Origin of the sequence: Jatrophihabitans endophyticus (genome assembly GCF_900129455.1) — a bacterium.
GTDB lineage: Bacteria > Actinomycetota > Actinomycetes > Mycobacteriales > Jatrophihabitantaceae > Jatrophihabitans > Jatrophihabitans endophyticus.
In genome coordinates this window covers 82,726-105,358 of record NZ_FQVU01000004.1, presented here as the reverse complement: position 1 = coordinate 105,358, position 22,633 = coordinate 82,726, and the positions used below count along the sequence as shown (strand labels likewise).

Annotated in this window: 20 protein-coding genes; 6 read left to right on the top strand and 14 right to left on the bottom strand. The window is 72.3% G+C overall.

Features of this window, described 5'->3' with window-relative positions; translation table 11 throughout:
• Nucleotides 1–3: 3 nt before the first annotated feature.
• From BUE29_RS15080 to BUE29_RS15025, 12 genes are all read right to left on the bottom strand, one after another.
• The gene (locus BUE29_RS15080) at nt 4–756 is read right to left on the bottom strand and encodes a hypothetical protein (RefSeq protein ID WP_200800241.1); all 753 of its coding nucleotides are present in this window, start codon (nt 754–756) and stop codon (nt 4–6) included.
• Complete coding sequence (locus tag BUE29_RS22070; protein WP_073391276.1) at nt 753–2,321, bottom strand: serine/threonine-protein kinase; 1,569 nt, start codon at nt 2,319–2,321, stop codon at nt 753–755. Before BUE29_RS22070 ends, BUE29_RS15080 begins: the two co-directional genes overlap by 4 nt.
• A gap of 34 nt (nt 2,322–2,355) precedes the next feature.
• The gene (locus BUE29_RS15070; RefSeq protein ID WP_073391275.1) at nt 2,356–3,771 is read right to left on the bottom strand and encodes an FHA domain-containing protein; all 1,416 of its coding nucleotides are present in this window, start codon (nt 3,769–3,771) and stop codon (nt 2,356–2,358) included.
• 46 nt (nt 3,772–3,817) lie between these two features.
• Complete coding sequence (locus BUE29_RS15065) at nt 3,818–4,597, bottom strand: PP2C family protein-serine/threonine phosphatase (RefSeq protein WP_073391274.1); 780 nt, start codon at nt 4,595–4,597, stop codon at nt 3,818–3,820.
• Between the two features lie 155 nt (nt 4,598–4,752).
• The gene (locus tag BUE29_RS15060) at nt 4,753–5,193 is read right to left on the bottom strand and encodes an SRPBCC family protein (RefSeq protein ID WP_073391273.1); all 441 of its coding nucleotides are present in this window, start codon (nt 5,191–5,193) and stop codon (nt 4,753–4,755) included.
• A 12-nt stretch (nt 5,194–5,205) separates the two neighbouring features.
• A complete protein-coding gene (locus tag BUE29_RS15055) occupies nt 5,206–6,138 on the bottom strand; it encodes an alpha/beta fold hydrolase (protein ID WP_159440880.1) in 933 nt (310 codons plus the stop codon).
• A 76-nt stretch (nt 6,139–6,214) separates the two neighbouring features.
• Nucleotides 6,215–7,306: a galactose-1-phosphate uridylyltransferase gene (gene galT / locus BUE29_RS15050; protein WP_073391272.1), complete on the bottom strand. Its 1,092-nt coding sequence runs from the start codon at nt 7,304–7,306 to the stop codon at nt 6,215–6,217.
• Nucleotides 7,303–8,316, bottom strand: coding sequence for an ABC transporter permease (locus tag BUE29_RS15045; RefSeq protein ID WP_073391271.1), 1,014 nt, complete (start codon nt 8,314–8,316; stop codon nt 7,303–7,305). Before BUE29_RS15045 ends, galT begins: the two co-directional genes overlap by 4 nt.
• Nucleotides 8,313–9,281 carry an ABC transporter permease gene (locus BUE29_RS15040; protein ID WP_073391270.1) on the bottom strand — a complete coding sequence of 323 codons (969 nt, stop codon included), beginning with the start codon at nt 9,279–9,281 and terminating at the stop codon, nt 8,313–8,315. The genes BUE29_RS15045 and BUE29_RS15040 overlap by 4 nt, the downstream gene beginning before the upstream one ends.
• Nucleotides 9,274–10,830, bottom strand: coding sequence for a sugar ABC transporter ATP-binding protein (locus BUE29_RS15035; RefSeq protein ID WP_073391269.1), 1,557 nt, complete (start codon nt 10,828–10,830; stop codon nt 9,274–9,276). Before BUE29_RS15035 ends, BUE29_RS15040 begins: the two co-directional genes overlap by 8 nt.
• Nucleotides 10,830–11,930: an ABC transporter substrate-binding protein gene (locus tag BUE29_RS15030; RefSeq protein WP_073391268.1), complete on the bottom strand. Its 1,101-nt coding sequence runs from the start codon at nt 11,928–11,930 to the stop codon at nt 10,830–10,832. Before BUE29_RS15030 ends, BUE29_RS15035 begins: the two co-directional genes overlap by 1 nt.
• 166 nt (nt 11,931–12,096) lie before the next feature.
• Nucleotides 12,097–12,963, bottom strand: a complete 867-nt coding sequence (locus BUE29_RS15025) for a DeoR/GlpR family DNA-binding transcription regulator (RefSeq protein WP_073391267.1) — start codon at nt 12,961–12,963, stop codon at nt 12,097–12,099.
• Nucleotides 12,964–13,206: 243 nt separating this feature from the next.
• Here BUE29_RS15025 and BUE29_RS15020 point away from each other — a divergent pair, with 243 nt between their 5' ends.
• From BUE29_RS15020 to BUE29_RS14995, 6 genes are all read left to right on the top strand, one after another.
• Entirely contained in the window at nt 13,207–15,714 is a 2,508-nt protein-coding gene (locus BUE29_RS15020; RefSeq protein WP_073391266.1) for a glycoside hydrolase family 2, read from the top strand.
• A 114-nt stretch (nt 15,715–15,828) separates the two neighbouring features.
• On the top strand, nt 15,829–16,272 hold the full coding sequence (locus BUE29_RS15015; protein ID WP_073391265.1) for a universal stress protein: 444 nt from the start codon (nt 15,829–15,831) through the stop codon (nt 16,270–16,272).
• Nucleotides 16,273–16,387: 115 nt separating this feature from the next.
• Nucleotides 16,388–17,254: a protein kinase domain-containing protein gene (locus tag BUE29_RS15010; RefSeq protein ID WP_073391264.1), complete on the top strand. Its 867-nt coding sequence runs from the start codon at nt 16,388–16,390 to the stop codon at nt 17,252–17,254.
• Nucleotides 17,255–17,302: 48 nt separating this feature from the next.
• On the top strand, nt 17,303–19,213 hold the full coding sequence (locus BUE29_RS15005) for a S9 family peptidase (protein WP_073391543.1): 1,911 nt from the start codon (nt 17,303–17,305) through the stop codon (nt 19,211–19,213).
• Between the two features lie 209 nt (nt 19,214–19,422).
• A complete protein-coding gene (locus BUE29_RS15000; protein WP_073391263.1) occupies nt 19,423–19,941 on the top strand; it encodes a cysteine dioxygenase in 519 nt (172 codons plus the stop codon).
• A 22-nt stretch (nt 19,942–19,963) separates the two neighbouring features.
• The gene (locus BUE29_RS14995; protein ID WP_073391262.1) at nt 19,964–20,383 is read left to right on the top strand and encodes a rhodanese-like domain-containing protein; all 420 of its coding nucleotides are present in this window, start codon (nt 19,964–19,966) and stop codon (nt 20,381–20,383) included.
• Nucleotides 20,384–20,413: 30 nt separating this feature from the next.
• Here the strand turns inward: BUE29_RS14995 and BUE29_RS14990 are convergent, their stop codons facing one another.
• Both BUE29_RS14990 and BUE29_RS14985 read right to left on the bottom strand, forming a co-directional pair.
• Nucleotides 20,414–20,719 (bottom strand): hypothetical protein, encoded by a 306-nt coding sequence (locus tag BUE29_RS14990; RefSeq protein WP_073391261.1) that lies wholly within the window; start codon nt 20,717–20,719, stop codon nt 20,414–20,416.
• 17 nt (nt 20,720–20,736) lie between these two features.
• Complete coding sequence (locus BUE29_RS14985) at nt 20,737–22,389, bottom strand: sodium:solute symporter family protein (protein ID WP_073391260.1); 1,653 nt, start codon at nt 22,387–22,389, stop codon at nt 20,737–20,739.
• Nucleotides 22,390–22,633 lie beyond the last annotated feature (244 nt).

Here is a 22,633-nt window from a genome sequence, read left to right as displayed (position 1 = left end):
AGCTCATGTGACGTCGGCGAGCCCGTCGAGCAGATCGAGGTCGGCGCGCTCCACGAGCCGGGCCGCGAGCGCGTACTCGACGAGGCGCGCGCGGCGGTTCACCGCCAGCTTCTCCGGGCCGCCGTGCAGGCCCCGGATGCCGGCGCGGGTCAGCTTCTCGCACACGTTGTCGAGCTTGCGGTTGAACTTGGTGATCTTCCAGCCCAACCGGTTCGCGGCGTCCGCGGAGCTCGGGATGCTGCCCGCGCCGCGGGCGCCGTCGCGCAGCATCGACTCGCACAGGGCCAGGATGAGCAGCCGCTGGTCGGGGGTGAACGTCATCGGGCCGATGGTCTCGGCGCCCGCGGCGTCGGCCGCCGGGTCGGTGACCTGCATGAACGGCGGTTCCTGCACCAGGATGCTCAGCTCGTAGGTCGTGGGGCCCGCGGTGAACCACACGACCGTCTTGTCGAACACGATCGGCAGCTGCGCGCCCGGGGCGAGCCACGCCTGCATCGAGCCCTGCTCGTCGGCGACGGTCGCGGTGAGCGCGCTGCCGACGTTGCCGAGCCACCACAGCGACGCGTTGTCGCTGATCTGCAGGAACCGGCGGTGCAGGTAGGGGTTGTCGTCGATCTCGAGCTGCCCCTCGCGGCCGATCACGAACGGCTCGCCCGGGGCGACCGGGAACAGCTCACCGCAGAACTCCACGGTGAGCACCGGCATACGGACCGCCGGCTCCGGTGTCGTGCGCGGCTGGTCGTTCTTCTCGATCATGCGCATCCCTCCGGGGAGAAGGTAGCGGACGCGTTCGTGCCGTCGGCCCGGACGACCCGGACCTGGACGCAGGTCCGCGTCGCCGCGGCGAGCCGCAGGGCCGGTGCGGTGACCACGCCGGTGCGCCGTTTCCCGGTGGTCTCGCGCCACTGGTAGGTGTCGTCGCGCCGACGCGCGGAGTACGTCCAGGAGAACGCGACCGCGCTGCCGGCGCGACGGGCCGCGACCGCGGGCCGTCCGGGCGGGACGTCCTCGCCGGGCAGCCCGGCGTCCTGCGTGCCGGGATCCTGGCTCACCGTGCTCGTCGGCCCCGGGTCGTCGCCGCCCGTCGCCACGAGCGTCACGCCGACGCCCGCCGCCACCACCACGAGGCCGGCGGCCACGAGCAGCCCGGCGGTCCGGCGACCCCGGCTCCCCTGCGGCTCGACCCGGTGATCGGGCTGGTGATCGGGTGACGCGCGGACCGACGGCGCGTGCGGGCCCTCGCCCGGTGCGTAGCGCAACGGCGCGGCGCTGCGCTGCGCGGCGTAGGCGTCGGGCCGGGCGTCGGTGACCGGGGCCGCGGCGGCGTCCTGCGGGGACGCCGCGCGGTAGGTCGGAGGTGGCTGCGCGGTCACCGACAGCGGCCGCGCCACGGTGGCCGGGGCGGTGCTGTAGTGCTCCGGGGGTTCGGGATCGCCGTCGCCGCCCAGCCCCTCGGTCGTCACCACGATCTGGGTGCGCGGCAGCGATAGCTCCTGCTCGACGGCCTGCAGCCGGCGGGCGAACTCGATGGCCGTCGCGGGCCGACCGGCGGGGTCCTTGCTCATCGCCTGCCGCAGCAGCCGGTCCAGCGCCGCCGGGACGTCCGCGCGGCCGGTCGTCGGCGCCGGCGCGTCCCGCACCCGCCGCATCAGCGCGAACGCGGAGTTGTCGCCGCCGCGTACCTCGAACGGCGAGCGGCCGACCAGCAGGTGCCAGAGCGTCGCCGCCAGCGCGTAGACGTCGGACTGCACGCTGGTCGGGGCGCTCGCGTACAGCACCTCCGGCGGCGCCCACGGCACCGAGACGCCGAGCTCGTCGTCGTCGGCCGGGCTGCCGATGTCGGCGAGCTGCCCGGCGATCCCGAAGTCGGTCAACCCGGGGGCGCCGTACTGGCTGATGAGCAGGTTCGCCGGCTTGATGTCGCGGTGCAGGATGCCGGCCCGGTGGGCCGTCTCGACCGCGCTCGCGATCTGGATGCCGACGCGCAGCACCTCCGGCACGCCGAGCCGTTCGCTCGCCGCCCGCACCGCCAGGTTGGGCTGCGAGTAGTACTGCATGACCAGATAGGGACGGCCGTCGTCGCTGACCGACGCCGAGAAGACCGGCACGATGTTCGGGTGGTCGGCGAGCCCGGCCATCGCGTTCGCCTCGGCGGTGAAGCGGCTGCGCTGCGCCTCGCCGAGCCCGGAGTTGCGCAGCACCTTGACCGCCACCAGTCGGCTCGGCAACTGCTGGCGGTAGAGGAAGACGTCGGAATAGCCGCCCGAACCGAGCAGGCGCTCGAGGCGCAGCCCCGGCAGGTCGGGCGCCGGCTGCGTCATCGGCCGCTCCGCGCGCCGCCGCCGGTGCGCGTCGTCACGACACCTCGAAGCGCAGCGTGACCTCGTCGGCGATCGTCACCGTCGTCCCCGGCAGGATCGTGAACGGATCGTGCGGCCGCAGCCGCACCGGCGCCTGGTCGGGGAGCGTGACGACCGTGCCGTTGGTGGAGCCGAGGTCGGTCACCTGCACGAACCAGTTCTCCAGGTTGACCCGCAGGTGACTGCGCGAGATGTCGTTGCCCGGACTGGCCAGCTGCACGAGGTGCGGTCGCGACGCCGCGTTCTCGTCGGCGTGGAACGGGGCGCGTCCCAGCACGACGTCGCGGTCGAGCGGGACGGTGTCGCCGGTGGACAGTCGCAGCACCCCGAGCGACGGCCGCGGCGCGGCGAACCCCTCCTGGGGCGGGATCGGCTCGTCGCAGATGCGGCAGTTCCCCGCGTAGGGCGGGTTCAGGTGGCCGCGCGGGCACGCGAACGCATGCACCATCGGGCCGCTCACCGGCTCTGCGGCCCCGCCGGACGCCTGCTCGTCCTCGGTCGGCGTGGCCGGCTGCCGGTCCGCGGCCGACGGGGGCGCCCACGGGCTCGCCGGCCCGGCCGCGTTCGGCGCCGGCCAGGGCGGCGGTGCGGACGGTGCCTGCGGTGCCAACGGTGCCTGCGGTGCCGCCGATTCCCACGGGTTGTGGGCGTACGGGTCGGCCGGCGGCGGCTCCCGCCAGAACGGGGCGGGCAGCTCCGGCGCCGCAGCCGGGAGGGGCGCGGCCGGCAGCGGCGGCTGCGCCTCCCGCTGCTCGCGCGCCTCGGCGTCGTCGGCGAAGTGGTCCGGGGTGCGCCACGGCAGCGAGTCGATCAGACCGGAGTCGAAGTCCGACTGCGGCGGCATCGTGTCGGCGCTGACCCGGGGCACGTGCACGGGCATCGGGCCGGAGTCGAGCGGCGCGGCCTGCGGCGCACCGGGGGCGCCGGCTCGCTGCTTCGCGGTCGCCGGCACGCCGACGCCGATTGCGCATGCCTGCGCAATGCCGCCGGTGAGGGGCAGGGGCGTCGCGTCGGGGTCCGGTTCGGCCGACCCGCCGAGGCGGACGCCGACCCCGCCCGGCAGCTGCTCGTCGCGTCGGGACGCGGCCGCGTCGGCGACCAGCACGGTCGGCTCCTCCGGCGCCCCGGTCTCGGCGCGCCCGGAACCGCCCACCACCACCCGGACCGCGCCGTCGGCCGTGCGCGCGGCGAGCGCGAACCCCGGGACGGCACCCGCCTGCGCGATCGCGTCGAGGACGCCGTCGGCGCCGCCGCCGCGCAGGGCGGCGTTCCAGCAGGACGTCACCGCCGGGCTGTCGGCGGGCAGGTCGACGAGGACCGCGATCCCGTCGGCGACCACGGCCAGCCAGTCACCGGGCAGGTAGGTGACCGACGGCGCCGCCGGCGGCGATCCGGGGGGCGGCACCGTCATCTGTGTCCTCGGTCTGCTCGTTCGACGATCGGATCGGCTGGTCGGGTCACGCGAGGTCCGCGCGCACGCGCGGCGCCGTGTCGACGTCCACCGGACGGTGGTCGACGCTGACCAGGTCCACGACGATAACGGCGATGTTGTCGCGCCCGCCAGCGTCCAGGGCCTGGGCGACGAGCGCCTCGGCCGCCTCGCCGGGTTCCTGTCGGTCCCGCAGCGTTGCCGCGATGGCGTCGTCGTCGACCTCGTTCGTCAACCCGTCGGAGCAGATCAGGTAGCGCTCGCTCGCCGCGGGCGGGTAGACCCACAGATCGGGAACGGGGCTCGGCAGGCTGCCCAGGCAGCGGGTGACGACGTTGCGACGCGGGTGCCGCGCGGCGTCCTGCGCGGTGATGACGCCGGCCGCGACGAGCTCCTCGACCTCGGAGTGGTCGACGGTCACCTGCTCCAGCACGCCCTCGAGCAGCCGGTACACCCGCGAGTCACCGACGTTGAACACCACGCAGTGCGCGGCACCGCCGAGCTCGACCAGGCCGAAGCCGGTGACCGTCGTCCCCATGCCCTCGTTCTCGGGGTGGGCCCGCACCGCGTCGATGATGAGCTTGTTCGCGTCGGCGATGGCCGAGACGACGTCGTCGGGATGGACCGCGGGGTGCTCGGCGAGCCGACCGAGCCGGTCGACGGCGATGCGGCTCGCGACCTCGCCGGCGGCGTGGCCGCCGAGGCCGTCGGCCACCGCCGCGAACGTGTCGGTGACCAGCATGCTGTCCTCGTTCAGCGTCCGCACCCGACCCTGGTGCGTCCTCGCCGCGGACGTGATCGTCAGCATGCGTCCTCCTCGCCTCGCCACGCCGTCTCAGGTTCTCGACCGCCGTGTGCGACGACCGTACCCACTGGTCGGTGAGTGGTGCGTTGCCCCGTTGAGTGGGGCGGCCTTTCGCACCACTCGGGACGGATCGCACCACTCGCGGCAGTTCGCACCGCTCAGCCGCGGGTTCGGCGGCGCAGCTCACGGGTCGCGCCACGCGCGAGGCCACCGGCGAGGCCGGCCACGACGACGGCGAGCAACGGACCGGGAACCGGCACGACGGCCTCGACGTCGAGGGTGTAGTCGACGCGTGTCCCGCCCCGGGGATCGTCGTGGAAGTCGACGACACCGATGTAGTGCCGGACGGGCAGCGGGGTCACCGCGCGGTAGGTGAAGCTGCGTCCCGGCTCCAGCGCGACGATCTGCTCGCGCAGCCCGAGCGGCCCGAGGCCGACCCGGTGCACCGCGCCCTCACCCTGGCGCCGGTCGCGTCCCGGGCGCACGAGCCGCGCGCCGACGGGCGGCACGAGGGCGCGGTAGTTCTCCCGGTCGGCGAAGAGCGCGAAGACCTCCTCGCGCGGCCCCGGCACGAGCACCGACGTCGTCCAGCTGCCCATCGCGTTCTCCTCCTACTTCGTGGCGAGCCGGACGAGCTGGTCGGTGACCTCGGCCGGTCGTTCGTAGGGCAGCATGTGCCCGGCCCGCGGCAGCACCACGAACTGCGCACCCGGCATGGCGTCGGCCATCGCGCGGGAATGCGCGATCGGGCACAGACCGTCCTTGGTCCCGGCGAGGATGACCGTGGGCACGGTGTCGAGCACGGCGAGCGCGTCCGCGCGGTCGAGGCGGATCATCTCGTCGACCAGCTGCGCGACGGTCGCCGGATGGCTGCGCGACGTCTGCGCCGCCGTCCGGTACCGATTGTGCGCCGTGGCCGCGCCGGGGCCGTAGAAGCCGCGGCGGATCGCCCAGGCGATGAGGCCCGGGTGGTAGAGGTTCACGCGGGCCCGCGACCACGACCGGACCTTCGTGACGACGGGGGCGACGGCGATCGCCGGCGCGGTCAGGCGGGCCGACAGCCCGAAGACGTCCTTGCCGAGGTCGGCGGAGCTGGTGGCGACGAGCAGGACACCCCGGACGCGGTCGCGCAGCAGGTCGGGGAAGCGCTGCGCGAACGCCATGATGATCGGGCCGCCCAGCGAGTGCCCCGCCAGCACGACCTGCCCCGCGGGCACGAGGCCGGTGACGACGTCGGCGAGGTCGTCGGCGAACTGGTCGACCGTGCCCGTCCGCCGCGGCCCGGCGTCGGAACGGCCGTGCCCGCGGGCGTCGTAGGCCACGACGCGCAGGTCCGGGTGGTCGGTGTCGAGCAGCTCGACCACGTCGTCCCAGCTCGTGTGGTCCTGGGACCAGCCGTGGACGAGGACGACGGTCACCTCGGCGTCCCGCGGCCCGGTGTCCTGCACCGCGATCACGGTGCCGTCGGCGAGGCGGTGGGTGTCGAGCCCGATCGCCGGACCGGCGCGGCCCTGCAGCAGGGGTCGGTCGCGGGTGTCCGGCACGGGGCACACGGTATCCGGGACACCGTGTCTCCGCGTGCCGAACGCGCCCGATGTCACGAGCGTCGCACCCGCCGACTCACCCCGAGCGCAGCCGCGCCGCCATGTCCTCGGGCACCACGTCGTTGATGAAGACGCCCATCGCCGACTCCGAGCCGGCGAGGAACTTGAGCTTGTCCGGCGCGCGCTTCGTCGACAGCAGCTGCAGGTGCAGGTAGGCGTCGTTGCGGTGCTGCCGCACGGGCGCCTGGTACCAGGCCGCGATGTAGGGCAGCGGCGCGTCGTAGAGCGCGTCGAGGCGGCGCAGCATGTCGAGGTAGGTCACGGCGAAGTCGTCGCGCTCGGCGTCGTCGAGCTCGGTGAGGTCGCGGACGTGCCGGTTGGGGTACAGGTGCAGCTCCACCGGCCACCGCGCGGCCGCGGGGACGAACGCCGTCCAGTGCTCGGTGCGCGCGACCACGCGCAGCCCGGCCTCCTGCTCGGCGGCGAGCACCTCGGCGAAGAGGTTGACACCGGTCCGCTCGCGGTGCCGGGCCGCGGTCTCGAGCATCCGCGCCCACCGTGGCGCGACGAAGGGGTAGGCGTAGATCTGGCCGTGGGGGTGGCTGAGCGTCACCCCGATCTCGCGGCCCCGGTTCTCGAACGGGAACACGTGCTCGACGCCGGGGACGGCCGACAGTGCGGCGGTGCGGTCGGCCCACACGTCGACGATCGTGCGCGCCCGGGCCGGCGGCAACGACGCGAACGACGCGTCGTGGTCGTCGCTGAAGCACACGACCTCGCAGCGCCCCACGCCCGGGCGCCGGGCGAACACGGGATCGTCGTCGTGCGACCCCGCCGCGTCCGCCGTGAGCGAGGGGAACCGGTTCTCGAACACCACGACGTCGTAGCCCGGCACCGGCACCTCGGAGAGGTTGTCGCGCGACGTCGTCGGGCACAGCGGGCAGGCCGCGGTGGCCGGTTGGTAGGTGCGGGTCTGCCGGTGCGACGCGACGACGATCCACTCGTCGGTGAGCGGGTCGCGGCGCAGCTCGCTGCTCACCTGGATCGGGTCGAGGCCGCGGGTGTCCGGGGTGCCGCGGCCGGCGCCGGCCGACTCGTCGAAGTAGATCAGCTCCCGCCCGTCGGACAACCGGGTCGCGGTCTTGCGCGCGCTTCGCAGCGCGCTCATTCGATCCGTTCCGCTCTGGTCAGCAGGGTCTGCAGGATCACCACGACGGCGAGGAAGCCGCCGTTCACCGCGTCGGACGCCGACGAGCCGTACTGCGACAGGTGGACGCCGATCAGGTTCTGCGTGATGGCCAGCAGCGCAACGCCCGCCGCGGTGCCGGCGATCGAGCCGGCGCCCCCGGTCAGCAGCGTGCCACCGATGATCACCGCCGCGATCGCGGTCAGCTCGTACCCGACGCCGATGTTGGTCACGCCGGACTGCAGCCGCGACGCGTTCAGCGCGCCGGCGGTGCCGGCGAGGCCGGCGGACAGCACGTACACCAGCACCTTGTTGCGCAGGACGGGCAGACCCATCAGCGTCGCGGCGTTCTCGTTGCCGCCGATGGCGAACAGCGACTGGCCGTAGCGGGTGCGCAGCAGCAGCAGCGCGCCGAGACCGAAGAGCACGACGACCGTGCCGATGGGGATCCACGTCCCGTCGCCGAGGTGGAGGAAGAACGAGTCGCGCGGCACCAGGTAGGTCTTGTTGCCCTCGTCGGAGATCGCCTGCACCAGGCCACGGGCGCCGAGCAGCCCGGCGAGCGTGACGATGAAGGGCGCGAGACGCGCCTTGGCGATGAGCAGGCCCTGGACGAGCCCCCACACCGACCCGACCGCGATCGGGAGCAGCAGCCCCACGAGCCAGCCGCCGTGGTTCACGCCCCACCCCGCGAGCACGCCGCCGAGCGCGAACATGGAGCCGACGGAGAGGTCGATGCCGCCGGAGATGATCACGAAGGTCATGCCGAGCGCGAGCAGGGCGACGTAGGCGTTGCCCACGAGGATGCTCTGGATGTTGCCCCAGTCGAAGAACCCGTCGGAGAACAGCGACGCGCACACGAACACGATGGCGAGCACGGCGACACCGCCCTGCTCGCGCAGCAGCCGCGTCACCTGCTCGGCCCGCGTCTCCACCACCGCGGTGGGTGCGGCCGGCGTCGGCGCCGCCCCCTTGGTCAGGGTGCCGGTCATCGGGCTGCCTTGCCTCTCGCGAGATACACGGCGACGCAGATGATGGCCGCCTCGACCATCTGGGCGTAGCTGGTCGCCACGTTGTTCTGGACGAGCGTCGCCGTCACCAGCTGCATGAACAGGGCGCCCGCGACCGTCCCCAGCACGCGGATCCTGCCGCCGGACAGCGGTGTGCCGCCCACGACGACCGCGGTGATGGCGCTGAGCTCGAAGTTCAACCCGTAGTTCGACGGGTCGGCCTCGGCGCCGTAGCCGGTGACCAGCAGGCCGGCCAGTGCGGCCAGTACGCCCGAGACGACGTAGACGGTCACGAGCACCCGCTTGACCGGCAGCCCGGCCAGCTGGCTCGCCCGGCGGTTGTCGCCGATGGCCACGAGCTGGCGGCCGAAGCGCGTGTAGCGCACCACGAAGCCCACCACCAGGGCGAGGACGAGCGCGATCCACGCCATCTTCGGGATGTCGAGGATCTGATCGGAGCCGAGCCCCAGGATCGTCGGGTCGATCACCTGCTTGGCCGACGCGCCGTTGAGGATCACCGCGATGCCGCGCACGCCGATCATCAGCGACAACGTCGCGACGATCGGCTGCACGTTCACGACCGCGACCATCAGGCCCGCGAGGACACCGGTCACCGCCCCCGCGACGAGCGCGGCGACGATCGAGAACCCCGCGCCGTAGCCCAGGTACAGCGGCACGAAGGCCGACGAGAGCGCGACCACCGCACCCACGGAGAGGTCGATGCCCTCCGTGCCGATCACCAGCGCCATGCCGAGCGCGATCACGAGGATGGGGACGGCCTGGTCGAGCTGGACCCGCACGTTGCTCATCGTCGCGAAGCGGTCGAGCGTGAGCACGTCGTAGACGAGCAGCACGAGCAGCGCCGCGTAGACGCCGTAGCGCTGCAGGCCGACGACCAGCCGGTCGAGCTCGACCGTTCGGCCGCGCCGCGCCGTCAGTTCACTCACCGAGATCTGCCTCCACGGCCAGCGCGTTCATCAGCGCGGTCTCGTTCACGTCGTCACCGTCGAGCCGTTCGACCACCCGACCGTCCTTGAGCACCACGATGCGGTCCGAGCCCTCCAGCAGCTCGTCGAGCTCGGAGGAGATGAGCAGCACCGCGAGCCCCTCCTCGGCCAGCTCGTCGATGACCGACTGCACCTCGGCCTTCGCGCCGACGTCGATGCCGCGGGTCGGCTCGTCCAGCAGCAGCACGGCCGGGCGCAGGCACAGCCAGCGCGCGAGCATCACCTTCTGCTGGTTGCCGCCGGACAGCTCCGACACCTTCTGCTCCGGGCTCGACGCCTTGATGTTGAGCCGCGTGAAGAAGAAGTCGACGATCTCGTCCTGCTTGGCCCGGCTGACGAGTCCCAGCCGCGAGATCCGCGGCAGGGCCGCCAGCACGATGTTCTCGCGCACCGAGAGGTTGGGGACGATGCCCTCGCTCTTGCGGTCCTCGGGCAGCATGACCACGCCGCCCTTGATGGCGCGTGCGGTCGAGCGGGCCTGCAACGGCTTGCCGCCGACCTCGACGCTGCCCGAGTCGACCGGCAACGCTCCCGCGATGGCCTTGGCCGTCTCGCTGCGCCCCGATCCGAGCAGGCCGCCCAGCCCGACGACCTCGCCGGGGCGGATGTCGAGGCTGACGTCGTCGAGCTGGTGGCGCCGGGTGAGCCCGCGCGCCCGCAGCACCGGTTCCCCCTCGGTCTCGTGCTCGGCGCCGAAGGCCGTCGCCCCGCCGCGCCGGACCTCCGCGACGTCGCGGCCGAGCATCTGGGCCACCAGCTGCATCCGGTCCAGCGAGGCGAGCTCGGCGACGTGGACGACCTGGCCGTCGCGCATGATCGTCGCGCGGTCGCAGACGGCGTACAGCTCGTCGAGCCGGTGGCTGACGTAGACGATCGCGATCCCGCGTTCCTTGAGCTGGCCGATGACGCGGAACAGCGTCTCGACCTCGCGGGCCTCCAGCGACGACGTGGGCTCGTCCATGATCACCACGCGGGCGTCGATCTGCACCGCCCGCGCGATCGCCACCATCTGCTGGGCGCCGAGGCCGAGCGTGCGCAGCGGCCGGGACACGTTCACCTCGATGCCGAATTCGCGCAGGATCGCGCGAGCCTCGCGCTTCATGCGCCCCGAGTCGATCAGACCGAGCCGGCGCGGTTCCCGGTTCAGGAAGAGGTTGCGCGCCACGCTCATGAGCGGGACGAGGTTGACCTCCTGGTAGATCGTCGAGATGCCGGCGTCCTGCGCCTCGAGCGGGCTGCCGAACGCGACCTCGTTCCCCGCGTAGCGCACCGCGCCGCCGTCCGGGCTGTAGACGCCGGTCATCACCTTGATCAGCGTCGACTTGCCCGCGCCGTTCTCCCCCACCAGGGCGTGCGCCTCGCCCGGGCGCAGCGCGAAGGACACTCCCCGGAGGGCGTGGACGCCGCCGAACTGCTTGTCGACGTCCACGACCTCGAGGACAGGTGCCGCGCCTACGCCGGCCTTGCTCGTCCCGACCGCGGGGTCCATCAGTAGACCCGGCCCTCCTTGAGGGCCTGCGCCGCGTTGTCCTTCGTGAAGTGCTGGTCCTTGATGATCACCTTGGCGGACACGCCGTTGCCGCTGCCGTAGAAGTCCTGCAGCGCCTTGAACGCCAGCGGACCGAAACGCGGGTTGGTCTCGATGTCGCTGTACATGATGCCGCTGGCGACGTTCTGGACCGCCTGCCGGATGCCGTCGATCGCGACGACCTTGATGTCGGTGCCCGGCTTCTTGCCGGCGCCGCGGATGGCCTGGATCGCGCCGAGGGCCATGGTGTCGTTCTGCGCGTAGATCCCCTTGATGTTCGGGTTGCTCTGCAGGATCTGCGCGGCGACCTTCTGGCCGGTGGCCTGGTCGAAGTTGGCGGTCTGCGACGCGACGATCTTCACGTCCGGGTACTGCGCCTTGACCTGGTCGTTGAAGCCCTTCGTGCGCTCCTGGGCCACGTTGTTGCCCGACGTGCCCTGCAGGACGGCGACCTCGCCCTTCTTGCCGATGGCGGTCGCGAGGTCGTCGGCAGCGATCTTGGCCTGGCCGGTGAAGTCCGAACCGATGAAGCCGATGTAGTCCGAGCAGGCGCTGCCCTGCACGGTGCGGTCGATCGTCAGCACCGGGATCTTCTTGGCCTTGGCCTGGTTGAGCGCAGGGGCGAGACCGTCGGAGTTCTCCGGCGCGACGATGAGCACCTTGGCGCCCTGCGCGATCATCCCCTGGATGTCGGTGTTCTGCTGCGCCACGTTGGCGTTGGCGTTGCGCTGGATGAGCTTGATGCCGAGCCGCTTGGCCTCGTCGGTGATCGACTTGGTCTCGGTGGCGCGGAACGGGTTGCTCGTCGCCTCGGACTGCGAGAAGCCGACGGTCGCCCCCTTGAGGTCCACCTTCGGCGCGCCGTACTTGGTGTAGGTGCACCCCGGGCCGGCCGAGCCGGTCGACTGCACCTGCTGCGCGGCGGCGGTGTTGGTGGAGTCGTCGCCTCCGCTGCTGTCGCCGCTCTGGGACGCGCTCTTCGCGCACCCGGTCATGACCATGGCGGCCGCCAGGGAGATCCCCAGTGCGGCGGCACCGCGTCGCGTCGGATTGCTGACCATGTCCTCGCCACTCCTCGTCGAGTCGAACATCACGCCATGCGGGACGACGCCGGACCCTCCGGGCGGCAGGGATGACGCCCGGGTTACGCGGCGGTTACCGCCGTCCGCTGGTGGACAGAGTGAACGCGAACGATCAGCTATCGGTCAAGAGTTGACAGCAAACTGATCAGGACTTTACGGAATCGTTGCGGACACGGGTGGGCTCGGCGCGCGCGGCGACGAGCCCGTCGATGCCGTCGGCCGCAGCGGCCCCCGTGGCCCCCGGAGCCCCGGGGGCCGCCACGACGATCTCGACGCCGTCCCCCCGGAACGCCTCGAGCAGCGCGGGATCGGCGGCCGCGTCGGTGACGAGCAGGCCGATGCGCTCGGTGGGAACGGTCTGGAACATGGTGTCGACGCCGAGCTTGGTGTGATCGGCGAGGACCACGACCTCCTGCGCGGAGTGCATGATCGCCTGATCGATGCTCGCGACGTGCATGTTGGGCGTCGACAGACCCCGCTCGACGGTGAGGCCGTTGCCGGACAGGAACGCCCGCCGGACCCGCAGCCCGGCCAGTGCCTTCTCCGCGCCGCTGCCGATGAGCGCGTGGGTGGACTTGCGCAGCGAACCGCCGGTGAGCACGACCTCGGCCTTCGCGTCCGAGAGCGCCTGCGCGACCAGCACCGAGTTCGTGACGACGGTGAGGTCGACGATGCGTGCCAGCCGCCGCGCGAACTCCTGCGTGGTGCTGCCGCCGCCGACCACGATGGCGTCGCCCTCCTCGACCAACCCGGCGGCGGCGACGGCGATCGCGGCCTTCTCCGCCGACGCGACAGCACGCTTCTGCCGGTAGCTCTGCTCGTGCGAGAGCCCGCCCGGCCACACCGCACCGCCACGGCGACGATCGAGGACACCCTGCTCCTCGAGCGCGCGCACGTCGCGGCGCACGGTGACCTCGGAGGAGTCAGTCGACTCGGCCAGCTCGCGCAGCGACACCGCCCCGTTCGCCCGGACGAGTTCGACGATCGCCTGCCTGCGTTCGGCCGTGAACATTGGCACCCACCACGGAGTCGGCCCGACTCGATCCAGCCGGATCGAGCCGCTGATCGGTCGGAGCGTAGCGACGGCACGTTCGATCAGCAAACGATTGCTTATTGACTTAACCGATCAGGGCGAGTTGGTTACGCATCGGACGCTCCACCTGTTCCGGACGGAAGCCGCAAACCCCGTGCACCCGTCGGACGGTCCTCCCCGCTGTCGACGGCATCGTCGCCGTCCCGATCGAAGGGCGTACCCGTGTTCTCATCCAGCTCCCGCCGCCGACGCCTGCCGGCGGGCCTCACCGCGGCGGTGCTCGCGCTGAGCGCCGCCGGCGGCATCGCCGCCGGCTCCGCGGCCGACGCCGCCCCCTCGGGGTGGCACGCCAAGACCCCACCGCTGTCGACGCCGTGGACCTCGCAGGTCGGTCCGAACAACGCGCTGCCCGAGTACCCGCGCCCGCAGCTGACCCGCAACGCCTGGACGAACCTCAACGGAGTCTGGCAGTTCGCCGGCGCCGACGAGGGCGAGAAGCCCCCGGTGGGGCAGACCCTGGCGGAGCGGATCCTGGTCCCCTACCCGGTCGAGTCGGCGCTGTCCGGGATCATGCGTCACGAGGACCGCATGTGGTACCGCCGCACGGTCACCGTCCCGAAGAGCTGGCACGGCCAGCACCTGCTGCTGCACTTCGGCGCGGTCGACTACGACACGACCGTCTGGGTCAACGGCACCAAGGTCGTCCACCACAAGGGCGGTTACGACGCGTTCAGCGCGGACATCACCAGCGCGGTGCACGCCGGCGGCAAGCAGGAGATCCTCGTCGGCGTCAGCGACCCGACCGACTCCGGTGAGCAGCCCATCGGCAAGCAGCGCAACGATCCGAGCGGGATCTTCTACACGCCGACGTCGGGCATCTGGCAGACGGTGTGGTTGGAGCCGGTGGCCTACACCCACGTCGACTCGCTGGTCACGACGCCGAACGTGGCGCGTAAGCAGCTCACGGTGAAGCCGGTCGTCACCGGTGCGCAGGACGGCGACACCGTCGTCGTCACCGCCTCGACCAAGGGCACGCAGGTCGCCCGCGCGACCGGCGCGGCCGGCAGTGCCGTGACGCTCGCCTTCGCGAAGCCGCACCTGTGGTCGCCGAACGACCCGTTCCTCTACGACCTCACCGTCAAGGTCAAGCACCGCGGCACGGTCGTCGACTCGGTCGGCTCGTACGCCGGCCTGCGCTCCGTCACCGTGCACAAGGACGCCCAGGGCAAGCCGCGCCTGCTGCTCAACGGCAAGCCGATCTTCTCGATGGCGACGCTGGACCAGGGCTTCTGGCCCGACGGCATCTACACGGCGCCGACCGACGACGCGCTGAAGTTCGACCTCGAGCAGCACAAGCAGCTCGGCTTCAACTCGGTGCGCAAGCACATCAAGGTCGAGCCCGACCGCTGGTACTACTGGGCCGACAAGCTCGGCCTGCTGGTGTGGCAGGACATGCCCGCGACCAACAGCGACCGGCACCCGTCCGCGGCCGGTCAGCAGCAGTTCCTGAAGGAGCTGCACACGATGATCGACCAGCATCGCAGCGAGACCTCCATCATCGGCTGGGTCCCGTTCAACGAGGGCTGGGGCGAGTTCGACCCGGTGAGCACCGCGGCCCAGGTCAAGAAGTGGGACCCGACCCGGCTGGTCGACGCCGACAGCGGCGTCAACTGCTGCGCCTCGCTGCCCGACAGCGGCGAGGGCGACGTCTACGACGACCACACCTACCTCGGCCCCGGCACCCCGACATCGGACGGCAAACGGCTCACGATCGACGGCGAGTACGGCGGTCTCGGCCTGATCGACAAGGCACACGACTGGCCCGGCACCCCCGGCTCGTACCAGCTCTTCCCGGACAAGGCCGCGCTGACGGCCAAGTACGTCGAGCTGCAGAAGAAGCTCGTGCAGGTCGAGAACCAGTGCGGCGTCAGCGCGGCGATCTACACCCAGATCACCGACGTGGAGAACGAGGTCAACGGCTTCTGGACCTACGACCGGCAGGTCGAGAAGATGGACCCGGCCGCGGTGCGCAAGGCGAACCTGGCCGTGGTCAGGGCCGCGCCCGGCGCGTACTCCGGCGCCAACGCGCCGACCTACCCGGCCGGCCAGCAGAACCCGGTCGCCAGCTACGCGCTCGACGAGGGCAGCGGGACGGTCGCGCACGACGCCGCCGGCTCGCACGACGCGACGACGACCGGCTCGCCGCAGTGGGTACCCGGGCACACCGGCACCGCCCTGCAGCTGGACGGCTCGTCGCAGGCCGCCGTGACGAAGGACCGGGTCGTCGACACCGCCGGGAACTTCAGCGTCTCGGCCTGGGTCAAGCTCGACAGCACCGGGCACTTCGCCACCGCGGTCGGCGAGGACACCGACAGCGCGAGCGCGTTCTTCCTGCAGTACTCGCAGGCCGACAACCGCTTCGCCTTCTCGACGGTCGGCGGCCGGGCGCTCGCCGACACCGCGCCGCAGCTGAACACGTGGTACCGCCTCACCGGCGTCCACGACGCGGCCACGGGCACGTACACGCTCTACGTCGACGGCACGGCGCAGCAGCAGGTGCACCGGCAGTGCCTCGGCGACGCGGCGTCGGGACCGCTGACGATCGGGCGCGGCCAGTACGGCGGGAGCCCCACCGACTACTGGCCGGGCACCATCGACGACGTCCGGGTCTGGAACCGCGCGCTCAGCGCGGCCGACGTCGCCGCGCTGGGGTCGGCCGCCCGCCGGTGACCGGTCCCTGATGCGCTCGACCGGGCCCCGCCGCTCACCCCGCGGCGGGGTCCGGTCGCGTCGGGGCGGGAGGCGGCTGGCCCCCGCCCACCGGACCGGGCCACAATCCCGGGCATGACGCACACGTTCGAGCTCGGCACGGACGGCCCCACGCGCATCCTCGTCGGCGTCGACGGGTCCGACACGTCGCTGCGGGCCGGCGCCTACGCCGCCGGTCTCGCCCGCCGGCAGGGCGCCAAGCTCGTCGTCGTGTTCGTGCGGACCTCGTCGGTGGCGAGCGGTGTCGCCGTCACCGCCGGTGCCATGCTGCGGGCGCAGGAGGACCTGGGCACGGAGATCAGACAGGCCGTGCAGGACGGCATCGAGCACGTGGGCATCGTCGCGGAGTACGTCGAACGCGCCGGGAACCCCTACCGCGAGCTCATCGCGGTGGCCGCGGAGCTGCAGGTCGACGCCATCGTGGTCGGCGCGTCGACGCAGGCCAACCACCGCATCGTGGGCTCGCTCGCCGCCCGCCTCGTGCGCGACGCCTCGTGGCCGGTCACCGTCGTCCCCTGACCGTCCGCCCGGGACCGGCCCGGCGTCGACCGAGGGCGACCGTCGCGGCCGGTTGTGAAGTTGTCGTAAGCTGGGTTACGTACCCGCGGTCGTCGCGGGACGAACGGTGGGGACCATGGCGATGTCGGCGCGGACGTCACCGGTAGGCGACGAGCTCGCCGGCCGGTTCGACGACGTGCGCCCGCTGCGCTCCCGACCTCCGTTCGTCCTGTTCGAGGCCCGCGAGCGGCCGGGCGGTCGGCGCGTCGTCGTCAAGGTGCCCGACGGCGTCCGGCACCTCTGGGTCGACGGGCTGCTGCGGACCCAGGCGACGCTGCTCGGCCGGATCGGATCGCACCCGCACGTCATCGGCGTGCTCGACTCCTTCACCCTCGACGACGGCCGCCCCGCGCTCGTCCTCGAGCACGCGACGGGCTCGCCGCGCGACGCCGTGACCGCCGCGCCCGAACCGCTGCGGGCGGCGATCGCCACCGGGATCAAGCTCGCCGGCGCCCTCGAGACCGTGCACGCCGCCGACGCGCTGCACTGCGACGTCCGCCCCGACAACGTGTTCACGACCGACGTCGGCGAACCGGTGCTCGGCGGCTTCGACGAGGCGGTCTCGACGGCGCCCGACGCGTCCCGCTTCCCGCAGCACGTCATCACCGCCTACACCGCACCCGAGCTGCTCGAGGGCGCCGCGCCGTCACCCGCCACCGACGTGTACGGCCTCGCCGCCACGCTCTACGAGCTGGTGGCCGGGCACGCGGCCTTCCGCGAGTACGCCGGGGAGTCGGCCGCCACCGTCATCGTGCGCGTACTCGGCGGTCAGGTGCAGCCCATCGTCGCCCCCGACGTCCCCATCGAGGTGTCGGACCTGCTGACCTGGGCGATGTCGGCCGACGCGACGAAGCGGCCGCCCACGCCGGCCTGGTTCGCCGAGGAGCTGGCGCGCATCGAGCTGCGGCAGGGCTGGCCGCGGACCCACCTCGTCACCGGTTGACCCCGGGCGCGGCACCGCCGCCGACGCCGCGCGCCATACGGTGGGGTGGTGCAGCCCTCGGACATCGCCCACCTCGTCACCCTCGGCCGCCCGTCGCTCTCCCCCGACGGCGCCCATGCCGTCGTGGCGGCCACGCGTCCCGACCTCGACGCGAACGACTACCGCAGCTCGCTGTGGCTGGTGCCCACCGACGGCGCGGCCCCGCCCCGCCGGCTGACCCACGGCGAGCACGACACCGCACCGCGGTGGTCTCCCGACGGTGCCACCATCGCCTTCCTGCGCACGAGCGGGACGGGTACGGGTGCGCAGGGCAAGCCGCAGCTGCACCTGCTGCCGGCGGCCGGCGGCGACGCCCGCACCGTCACCGAGCTCGTGGGCGGGGCGGGTGAGCCGGTGTGGTCGCCGGACTCGCGCCGGGTCGCGTTCGCCGCGCGCGTCCTCGCCGACGGGCGCTACGGCCAGGACGACGACGTCCCGGCCGAGAAGGAGGCACCGCGGCGCATCACCGGCCTGCAGTACCGCACCGACGACGTCGGCTTCGTCCTCGACCGGCGCCACCACCTGTTCGTCGTCGACGTCACCGCCGACGAGCCACGGGCCGAGCAGCTCACCGACGGCGACCAGGACGACACGGCGCCGGCGTGGCGACCCGACGGTGCCGCGCTCGCCTTCGTCTCGCGCCGGCACGCCGGGCGGGAGCTCGACCGCCTCACCGACGTCTTCGTCGTGCCCGCCGGGGGCGGCGACGTCCGGGCGGTCACCGACACGACGATGCAGCTCGACCTGCCGGTGTGGTCGGCCGACGGCACGGCGCTGTTCGCCACCGGGGTACGCCCCGAGGGGCAGGACTGGATCGCGCGCAACGAGGGTCTCTGGCGGGTCGACGCCGCCGGCGGCACGCCGACCCGGCTCACCGACACCGAGACCGTCCACGTCGCCGCGCTGCCACCCGTCGTCACCGGCGACGAGGTGCTCGTCGGGGTGGAGAACCGCGGCGCGGTCGACCTGCTCGCGGTGGCGACCGACGGGTCGGCGACGCGCGTGGCGAGCGCCGGGCGGCGCCAGGTGACGGGCGTCGACCGCGCCGCGGGCGTCACCGTCGTCACCTACAGCGACACCGACACCGCCGGCGAGCTCGCCCGCGTCGCCGACGACGGCACCGTCACCACGCTGACCTCGTTCGCCACCGCCGGGCTGACCCGTCCGGTCGAGGAGCTCACCGCCACCGCGCCCGACGGCTACCCGGTGCACGGCTTCGTGTCCGTCCCCGCCGGCGCCGGGCCGCACCCGGTGCTGCTGCTGATCCACGGCGGCCCGTTCAGCCAGTACGGCTGGACGATGCTCGACGAGGTACACGTCTACACCGCGGCCGGGTACGCGGTGGTGTTCGGCAACCCGCGCGGCTCGTCCGGGTACGGCCAGGCCCATGGACGCCACATCGTCGGCGACGTCGGCGAGCGGTCGGCGCCCGACCTGCTCGCCCTGCTCGACGCCGGCCTCGAACGTCCGGACCTCGACGCGACGCGCGTCGGCGTCCTCGGCGGCTCGCACGGCGGCTTCATGACGACCTGGCTGGTGGGCCACACCGACCGGTTCCGTGCGGCGGTGAGCGAGCGGGCGGTCAACGCCATCGACAGCTTCGAAGGCTCCAGCGACATCGGCTGGGACTTCGCCGACAACCTCTACGGCACCGATCCCGACCAGCGACGCCGGCAGAGCCCGCTGACCACCGCCGACGCGATCAGCACGCCACTGCTCGTCGTCCACTCCGAACACGACTGGCGCTGCCCGGTCGAGCAGGCCCAGCGCCTCTACGTCGCGCTGCGGCGGCGCGGGGCCGAGGTCGAGCTGCTGCTGTTCCCCGGCGAGGGGCACGAGCTCTCGCGCAGCGGCGTACCGGGCCATCGCGTCGCCCGCTTCGAGGCCGTCGTGGACTGGTTCGACCGCTACCTGTCCTGACATCCAGGCTTTTCCTACGTCTCGACTAGACAACGTAGGCTCCGGAGGAGCAGGATGGCCTGATGGTCAGCACCGAGCATGGGACACCCGCCACGGGCGGGCTGCTCGACGCGCTCTGGAGCGGCCGGCGCGAGGACGCGTTCGACGAGGCGTGTCGGGGCCGATAGACCCCGAATCCGTTCGTCCGTCCTTCCCCTCTGGAGTTCCGCATGCCCCGCACGAGCGCGGACAGTCTCTACCTCACGCCGCTGCAGCTCATCGAGTTCACCCGCTTCTGGGCCGACGAGGTCGCGCACGGCAAGTACCCCTACATCGACTACGACCCCGACGAGCGCTGGCACCAGCGGATCTATCGCGACCGGCGCGTCGACGTGTGGCTGATCAGCTGGCTGCCGACCCAGGGCACCCAACTGCACGACCACGGCGGCTCGGCCGGCTCGTTCACCGTGCTCGACGGCGAGCTGACCGAGGCCGTGGTCACCGGCGGCGACCGACTCGTCGACCACCGTCGCGGCGCGAACGAGAGCGTCGGCTTCGGCGCGCGTTACGTGCACGACGTGCGCAACCTGTCCGACGCGCCCGCGGTGAGCGTCCACGCGTACTCGGCCCCGCTCACCTCGATGAACTTCTATGACCTCAACGACGGCCGGCTGGAACGGCTCGCGACGCTCGCGACCGACGACCCGGAGCCGGAGGTCGATCTCGGGTCCGTGCGCCGGGCGTCCTGACCGGCGTGGTACGACGGGTGGCGTGACCTCCGCACCCCGTTACTCCTCCGTCGACGACCTGCTGGCCGACGCCCGCTCGCGGCTCGACCGGCTCGACCCCCCGGCCGCGGCCGCGGCGGTCGAGGCCGGCGCGAAGCTCGTCGACATCCGCCCGATCTGGCAGCGCGAGCGCGACGGGGAGATCCCCGGCGCGGTGATAGTCGAGCGCAACCACCTCGAGTGGCGCCTCGATCCCGGCTCCACGGCGCGGGTCGAGGACGCCCGGCCCGGGCAGCGCTGGGTCGTGGTGTGCGAGCAGGGCTACACGTCCTCGCTCGCCGCGGACGCGCTCAACTCGCTCGGCGTGCCGGCCAGCGACGTCGTCGGCGGCTTCGAGGCGTGGGCGGCGGCGGGGCTGCCGACCGTGCCCGGCGGCACGGCCCCGACCGTCGTGCGGCACTGAGCCGCTCCGACGGCGTCGCGGCCGGGTCGGTCACGAGGCGCGCGACTCCCGCGGCCCCTCCTCGGTCACCAGCTCGTCGGGCTTCGGCGGCGCCAGCGGCCGCAGGCGCATCCACGCCAGCATCGCCAGCCCGACGACGAGCATCCCGATGCCCGTCCAGAGGTTGAGGTGCAGGCCGGCGGCCTTCTGGATCTCGCGGTCGGTGTCGAAGAAGCCCTTGATCACCAGGATGACGCCGTAGACGGCCAGCAGACCCCCGACGATGAGCCGGATGTCGAACAGCTTGGAGATGCGGCTGGCGGTCTCGGCCTGTTCCTTCGAGACGTGCTCGCTCATGTCGATGACCTCCCGGCCTAGGCGAAGAGAATGTTGAGGACGAGGCCGATGGCCAGCGCGCCGCCGCCGAGCAGCACCGGCCGGCGCCACCACGGTTCGCGCGGGCCTTTCTCGGCCGTCCTGCCGTGGTGGCGGCTGTAGACGATGTCGCCGAGGGTGGCCGGGTCGGGCCGCGGCGTGACCGCCGTGACGACGAGGGTCACCACGATGTCGACAGCGAAGGCGACGCCGGCCTGGATGAACGTCTCGTAGATCCCCGAGGCCGCGCTGAAGACGTCGGTCTGGAACAGCAGGAACGTGATGGCCCCGCTCACGACGCCGGCGAACAGACCGGCGAACCCGCCCCACGCCGACGTCTTCTTCCAGAACATGCCGAGGATGAACGTCGCGAAGATCGGCGCGTTGAAGATGCTGAACAGCGACTGCAGGTACGTCATGATGTTGTTGAAGTGCGACGCGAGCACGGCGGTGAAGACCGCGATCACGATGCCCGCGACGGTGACGAGCCGACCCGCGTGCAGGTAGTAGCGGTCGCTGCGCCCCTTGGCCACGTACGGCTCGAGGATGTCGTAGGTGACCACGGTGTTCAGCGAGCTCACGTTCGCGGCCACGCCGGCCATGAACGACGCGAACAGTCCGGTGATCGCGATGCCGAGCACGCCCGAGGGCAGCAGATCGCCCATCAGGTGCGGGATCGCGTCGTTGTAGGTGAGGTGGTCGCCGCCGGTGCCGAACTTGGGGTCGAGGGCGACCGCGACCAGGCCGGGGATGATCGTCACGGCCGGGATCAGCAGCTTGGGGTAGGCGGCGATGAGCGGCGTCCGCCGGCCGGCCGACTCGTCCTTGGCCGACAGCGCGCGCTGCACCTCGGCGAAGTTGGTGGTCCAGTAGCCGAAGGACAGCACGAAGCCCAGACCCAGCACGATGCCGATGAAGTTGGCGCCGATGGGGTTCTGCTGGTCGACGCCCACGCCGGTGCCGGCCCAGGCGTGCAGCGCCGTGTCGTTGCCCTTGAAGGCGGTGATCACCTTGCTGCCCAGGTCGGCGAAGCCGCCGACGTGCACGACCGCGGCGATGGTGAGCGGAATCAGGCCGGCGAGGATGACGAAGAACTGCAGCACCTCGCCGTAGATCGCGCTCGACAGGCCACCCGCACCGATGTAGACGAGTACGAACGCCGCCGAGACGACGATGCCGACGTAGAGGTTCACCCCGAGCAGGCTCTGCAGCACGATGGCCAGCGCGTAGAGGTTGACGCCCGCGATGAGGACCGCCGACACCGCGAACACGACGGCGTTGAGCACGTGAGTCTGGTTGTTGAACCGCACCTTGAGGAACTCGGGGACCGAGCGGACCTTGGAGCGGAAGTAGAACGGCATCATCACGATGCCGAGGAACACCATCGCCGGAACGGCGCCGATCCAGTAGTAGTGCACGGTCGCGACGCCGTACTGCGCGCCGTTCGCGGCCATGCCGAGGATCTCGGTCGCACCCAGGTTGGCGCTGACGAAGGCCAGGCCCGTCACCCAGGCCGGCAGCGCGCGCCCGGCGAGCAGGAAGTCCGCACTGGTGCCCACCGAGCGTCGTGCCGCCAGCCCGATCCCGAGGATCGCCACGAAGTAGATGACGAGCAGGACGATGTCCAGGACGCTCGGATGTAACCGCAGCACCAGTCGACCTTCCGCTTCCGGTGTCCGAGCCGGACCCTCGTTGGACCGTTTTGTTCGGACTCCCGACGAACCGTCCTACCACACACCCCCGGGCGACAAACAGCTTTCGCGCCCGGCTGCGCCAACCCTCCCGCGATCGTCAGCCGCCACCCGCGTCCCACGTCGCCCGACGCAGGAGGATCGCCACGCGACGATCGGGCACCGGCCGCTCACCCGCACCGAGCAGCGCAGTGGCAGGGTGTGC

Excerpts from the sequence above, each read along its gene's own strand:
- BUE29_RS15035 (WP_073391269.1), bottom strand. The coding sequence starts at position 10,830 with ATGGACCCCGCGGTCGGGACGAGCAAGGCCGGCGTAGGCGCGGCACCT.
- BUE29_RS22070 (WP_073391276.1), bottom strand. The coding sequence starts at position 2,321 with ATGACGCAGCCGGCGCCCGACCTGCCGGGGCTGCGCCTCGAGCGCCTG.
- BUE29_RS15000 (WP_073391263.1), top strand. The coding sequence starts at position 19,423 with ATGCCCCGCACGAGCGCGGACAGTCTCTACCTCACGCCGCTGCAGCTC.
- BUE29_RS15030 (WP_073391268.1), bottom strand. The coding sequence starts at position 11,930 with ATGGTCAGCAATCCGACGCGACGCGGTGCCGCCGCACTGGGGATCTCC.
- BUE29_RS15045 (WP_073391271.1), bottom strand. The coding sequence starts at position 8,316 with ATGACCGGCACCCTGACCAAGGGGGCGGCGCCGACGCCGGCCGCACCC.
- BUE29_RS15070 (WP_073391275.1), bottom strand. The coding sequence starts at position 3,771 with ATGACGGTGCCGCCCCCCGGATCGCCGCCGGCGGCGCCGTCGGTCACC.
- BUE29_RS15010 (WP_073391264.1), top strand. The coding sequence starts at position 16,388 with ATGGCGATGTCGGCGCGGACGTCACCGGTAGGCGACGAGCTCGCCGGC.
- BUE29_RS15060 (WP_073391273.1), bottom strand. The coding sequence starts at position 5,193 with ATGGGCAGCTGGACGACGTCGGTGCTCGTGCCGGGGCCGCGCGAGGAG.
- BUE29_RS15080 (WP_200800241.1), bottom strand. The coding sequence starts at position 756 with ATGATCGAGAAGAACGACCAGCCGCGCACGACACCGGAGCCGGCGGTC.
- BUE29_RS15025 (WP_073391267.1), bottom strand. The coding sequence starts at position 12,963 with ATGTTCACGGCCGAACGCAGGCAGGCGATCGTCGAACTCGTCCGGGCG.
- BUE29_RS14990 (WP_073391261.1), bottom strand. The coding sequence starts at position 20,719 with ATGAGCGAGCACGTCTCGAAGGAACAGGCCGAGACCGCCAGCCGCATC.
- galT (WP_073391272.1), bottom strand. The coding sequence starts at position 7,306 with ATGAGCGCGCTGCGAAGCGCGCGCAAGACCGCGACCCGGTTGTCCGAC.
- BUE29_RS15065 (WP_073391274.1), bottom strand. The coding sequence starts at position 4,597 with ATGCTGACGATCACGTCCGCGGCGAGGACGCACCAGGGTCGGGTGCGG.
- BUE29_RS15015 (WP_073391265.1), top strand. The coding sequence starts at position 15,829 with ATGACGCACACGTTCGAGCTCGGCACGGACGGCCCCACGCGCATCCTC.